At 25.3% G+C, this 4,711-nt stretch carries 4 protein-coding genes and 3 pseudogenes; 5 read left to right on the forward strand and 2 right to left on the reverse strand.

Annotated features, from left to right (window positions below):
- Nucleotides 1-143: 143 nt before the first annotated feature.
- Nucleotides 144-431 carry a ribonucleotide-diphosphate reductase subunit beta gene (locus FEF22_RS02085; protein WP_246833719.1) on the forward strand — a complete coding sequence of 96 codons (288 nt, stop codon included), beginning with the start codon at nucleotides 144-146 and terminating at the stop codon, nucleotides 429-431.
- A gap of 1,564 nt (nucleotides 432-1,995) precedes the next feature.
- On the opposite strand, the pseudogene FEF22_RS02300 reads toward FEF22_RS02085, so the two are convergent.
- Nucleotides 1,996-2,272 (reverse strand): annotated as a pseudogene (locus FEF22_RS02300) (recombinase RecA); the annotation flags it as partial.
- On the opposite strand from FEF22_RS02300, the gene FEF22_RS02095 reads away from it, so the two are divergent.
- The 3 genes from FEF22_RS02095 to FEF22_RS02105 all read left to right on the forward strand — a co-directional run bounded on the left by FEF22_RS02095 (nucleotide 2,264) and on the right by FEF22_RS02105 (nucleotide 3,538).
- Entirely contained in the window at nucleotides 2,264-2,413 is a 150-nt protein-coding gene (locus tag FEF22_RS02095; protein ID WP_210352296.1) for a hypothetical protein, read from the forward strand. The pseudogene FEF22_RS02300 and the gene FEF22_RS02095 overlap by 9 nt on opposite strands.
- A gap of 292 nt (nucleotides 2,414-2,705) precedes the next feature.
- Nucleotides 2,706-2,906 carry a hypothetical protein gene (locus FEF22_RS02100; protein ID WP_210352294.1) on the forward strand — a complete coding sequence of 67 codons (201 nt, stop codon included), beginning with the start codon at nucleotides 2,706-2,708 and terminating at the stop codon, nucleotides 2,904-2,906.
- A gap of 413 nt (nucleotides 2,907-3,319) precedes the next feature.
- Nucleotides 3,320-3,538, forward strand: coding sequence for a ribonucleotide-diphosphate reductase subunit beta (locus FEF22_RS02105; RefSeq protein WP_210352295.1), 219 nt, complete (start codon nucleotides 3,320-3,322; stop codon nucleotides 3,536-3,538).
- Here FEF22_RS02105 and FEF22_RS02110 read toward each other — a convergent pair.
- Nucleotides 3,535-3,906 (reverse strand): annotated as a pseudogene (locus tag FEF22_RS02110) (ribonucleotide-diphosphate reductase subunit beta); the annotation flags it as partial. The gene FEF22_RS02105 and the pseudogene FEF22_RS02110 sit on opposite strands and share 4 nt — an antisense overlap.
- 270 nt (nucleotides 3,907-4,176) lie before the next feature.
- On the opposite strand from FEF22_RS02110, the pseudogene FEF22_RS02115 reads away from it, so the two are divergent.
- Nucleotides 4,177-4,711 (forward strand): annotated as a pseudogene (locus FEF22_RS02115) (recombinase RecA); the annotation flags it as partial.

Here is a 4,711-nt window from a genome sequence, read left to right on the forward strand (position 1 = left end):
TTAGGTAGAGAAAAAATTAAAGATTTTTTAATTCAAAACCCAGAAATATTAGAAGATTTAAAAAATAAAATAAAAAATTATAATAACAAAAAACATAATAATTTAAATAATTTAATTTAAAAAAATAAAAAGGGGTTGTAAAAATGAAAAATAATAAAAAAACATTATATGATGGAGCTAATTGGAATAAATTAGAAGATAGTTATACACAACATTTTTACGAACAAAATTTAAGCCAGTTTTGGCGTCCTGAAGATATTAGTCTGCAAAGCGATTTAAACATATGGAATAATTTATCTCCACAAGAAAAAAAATCTTATTCAAGAAATCTTTTAGTTTTAACTTTTTTAGACACATATCAAGGAGATATAGGAATGCCAGTTATTCTGCGTTCTTGTTTGCCGCACGAACGTAAAAAAAAGCTACTTTAAATTTATACAAGACAATGGAAGAAATGCAGGTTCATGCGGCTTATTCAAATATATTTACAACTTTTAAATAAAAAGAAATTGAAAAATTATTTTTATGGGGAGAAAACAAAAAAATGACTAAAATATATTGAATTATATTGTAGGGGAAATATATATGAACAATTAGACAAAAATATTATAATAATGAAAAAAAATCAGGAATAATATTTTTGATAATGATTTATTTAATCAAATAAAATGAAGAGTATGGTAGCATCTGTTTTTTAGAAACTTGGATTGGCCCTATAGTGAATTAAATTATTCATATATTTAAATCGCTTTGCAGACTAATATCACTTCAGGACATATTAAAACTGGCTTAAATTTTGTTCGTAAAATATTTGTGTACTAACTATCTTCTAATTTATTCAATTAGCTCCATCATATAATGTTTTTATTATTTTCATTTTTACAACCCTTTTTATTTTTTTAAATTAAAATTATTTAAATTATTATGTTTTTGTTATTATAATTTTTATTTTATTTTTCGTCTTCTAATATTTCTAGGGTTTTAGTTAAAATCTTTAATTTTTCTCTACCTTGACCCATTTTTTATCTATAATTTTAGCCAATTCAGGAGAAAAAGCTTTAGATATAGTAGAAACAATTAATTAAAAGCGGAATTATGAGTTTAATAGTAGTACGATTCAGTAGCAGCTTTAACGCCTGAAGCTGAACTAAAAAGGAGAGTGGAGATTCTTTTATGAGTTTACATGCTAGAATGATGGGACAAGCAATGAGAAAACCAATCTACTATAATTTCTAAGGCTAATACAATTATTTATATATATAAACCAATTAAGAGAAAAAGTTGGCTTGGTTTATGGAAACGAAATAACTCCAGGAGAAAAGCACTAAAATATTTTTCTTCTCTAGATTAGATATTAGAAAAACAGATGCTACCATGCACTCCATTTTATTTGATTAAATAAATCATTATCAAAAAATATTATCTTGATTTTTTTCATTATTACTAATATTTTTGTCTAATTATTATATATTTCCTGATATAATTCAATATATTTGAATATTTTTTGTTTTTCTCCCCATAAAAATAATTTTTCAATTTCTTTTATTTCGAAAAATTGTAAATATATTGAATAAAGCTTTTCGCATGTTGCATTTTCCATTGCTCCCATAAAGATTCAGTAACTTTTTACGATGTTCGTGCAGCAAACAAGAACGCAGAATAACTGGCATTCCTATATCTCCTTGATATGTGTCTAAAAGTTAAAACTAAAAGATTTCTTGAATAAGATTTTTTTCTTGTGGAATAAGAATTATTCCATATGTTTAAACCAACTGCAGACTAATATCTTCAGGACGCCAAAACTGGCTTAAATTTTGTTCGTAAATGTTGTGTATAACTATCTTCTAATTTATTCCAATTAGCTCCATCATATAATGTTTTTTTATTATTTTCATTTTTTACAACCCCTTTTTATTTTTTTAAATTAAATTATTTAAATTATTATGTTTTTGTTATTATTATAATTTTTATTTTATTTTTTAAATCTTCTAATATTTCTGGGTTTCCATAAACTAAGCCAACTTTTTCTCTTAATTGGTTTATATATATAACAATTGTATTAGTTTTAGAAATTATAGTAGATTGTTTTCTCATTGCTTGTCCCATCATTCTAGCATGTAAACCCATAAAAAGAATCTCCAATTTCTCCTTTTAGTTCAGCTTCAGGCGTTAAAGCTGCTACTGAATCTACTACTATTAAACTCATAATTCCGCTTTTAATTAATTGTTCTACTATATCTAAAGCTTTTTCTCCTGAATCGGGTTGGGAAATTATAAAGATAAAAAAATAGGTCAAGGTAGAGAAAAAATTAAAGATTTTTTAATTCAAAACCCAGAAATATTAGAAGATTTAAAAAATAAAATAAAAAATTATAATAACAAAAAACATAATAATTTAAATAATTTAATTTAAAAAATAAAAGGGGTTGTAAAAATGAAATATTAAAACGTTATATGATGGAATTTCAAATTTGGAATGAGGTGAAGATAGTTATACCACAACATTTACGAACAAATTAAACCAGTGCAACGTCCTGAAGACGTGTCTGCAAACATTTAAACATAATAGATCTCCACAGAAAAAAATCTTATTCAGAATCTTTTGGTTTAACTTTTAGACACAGGAGTGCTGGAATGCCAGTTATTCTGCGTTCTTATTTGCCACACGAACATCAAAAAAGCTTACTTTAAATTTATGGGAGGCAATGGAAAAATGCAGTTCAGCTGATAATGCTATTTACAACACAAATAAAAGAATGAAAAGAATGATTTTATGGGGAGAAAAACAAAAGATATTCAAGTATATTGAATTATATGACAACAAATATATGAACAATGAACAAAAGAAATATTATAATGTGAAAAGTAAGATTAATATTTTTGATAATGTTTATTTAATCAAATAAAAATGGAAAGCATCATTTTTCTATCTAGAGGGAAAAATAACACAGTGCATATAATTAATTTATATATATGGCTGGTGTATTAGTTTTAGAGGTTACTCCAGTGGATTGTTTCTCATTGCTTGTCATCGACCACAACGTAACAGGCCCATCAAAAGAATCTCAGACTCACGCGAGTTCGGCTCGAGGCGTTGAGCTGCTGCTGGTGCGCTGCTGTTGCCATCTGCGCGCCTGCCTCACAGATTTCAGGGTGAAAATTATAAGGTAAAAATAGGTCAAAATGAAAGAAAAATTAATTTTTTAATTCAAAACCCAGAAATATTAGAAGATTTAAAAAATAAAATAAAAAATTATAATAACAAAAAACATAATAATTTAAATAATTTAATTTAAAAAAATAAAAAGGGGTTGTAAAAATGAAAAATAATAAAAAAACATTATATGATGGAGCTAATTGGAATAAATTAGAAGATAGTTATACACAACATTTTTACGAACAAAATTTAAGCCAGTTTTGGCGTCCTGAAGATATTAGTCTGCAAAGCGATTTAAACATATGGAATAATTTATCTCCACAAGAAAAAAACCAAGTTTCTAAAAAAACAGATGCTACCATACTTTTCCATTTTATTTGATTAAATAAATCATTATCAAAAATATTATCTTGATTTTTTTTCATTATTATAATATTTTTGTCTAATTGTTCATATATTTCTACAATATAATTCAATATATTTTGAATATTTTTTTGTTTTTCTCCCCATAAAAATAATTTTTCAATTTCTTTTTTATTTAAAAAAGTTGTAAATATATTTGAATAGCTTTTCGCATGAACTGCATTTTCCATTGCTCCCATAAAATTTAAAGTAGCTTTTTTTTGATGTTCGTGCGGCAAACAAGAACGCAGAATAACTGGCATTCCTATATCTCCTTGATATGTGTCTAAAAAAGTTAAAACTAAAAGATTTCTTGAATAAGATTTTTTCTTGTGGAATAAATTAATCCCATATGTTTAAATCGCTTTGCAGACTAATATCTCAGGACAAACTAACTTCAGCCTGTTCGTAAATGTTATTAACCTTCCATCTTCTAATTTATTCCAATTAACTCCATCTTCTGTCGACTTTTAATATTTTTTTCATTTTACAACCCCTTTATTTAAAATTAAATTATTATTATGTTTTGTTATTATAATTTTATTTTATTTTAAATCTTCAATATTTCTGGGTTTTGAGCAAAAAATCTTTAATTTCTCTACTATATTTATTTTTTTAACTTTATAATTTCCCAACCCGATTCAGGAGAAAAAGCTTTAGATATAGTAGAACAATTAATTAAAAGCGGAATTATGAGTTTAATAGTAGTAGATTCAGTAGCAGCTTTAACGCCTGAAGCTGAACTAAAAGGAGAAATTGGAGATTCTTTTATGGGTTTACATGCTAGAATGATGGGACAAGCAATGAGAAAACAATCTACTATAATTTCTAAAACTAATACAATTGTTATATATATAAACCAATTAAGAGAAAAAGTTGGCTTAGTTTATGGAAACCCAGAAATAACTCCAGGAGGAAAAGCACTAAAATATTTTTCTTCTCTAAGATTAGATATTAGAAAAACAGAATTTTTAAAAGAAGAAAATAAAATTATAGGTTTTAAATCTAATGTTAAAATAGTAAAATCAAAAGTTTCATCACCTTTTAAAATAGCTAGTTTAGAAATAATATACGGAGAAGGAATTTCAAAAACAGGAGAAATATTAGATTTATCTGTTGAATTAGATCTAATACAAAAAAATGGTTCTTGGT

This window comes from Texas Phoenix palm phytoplasma, from assembly GCF_005774685.2.
In the GTDB taxonomy this organism is placed as follows: Bacteria; Bacillota_I; Bacilli_A; order Acholeplasmatales; family Acholeplasmataceae; genus Phytoplasma.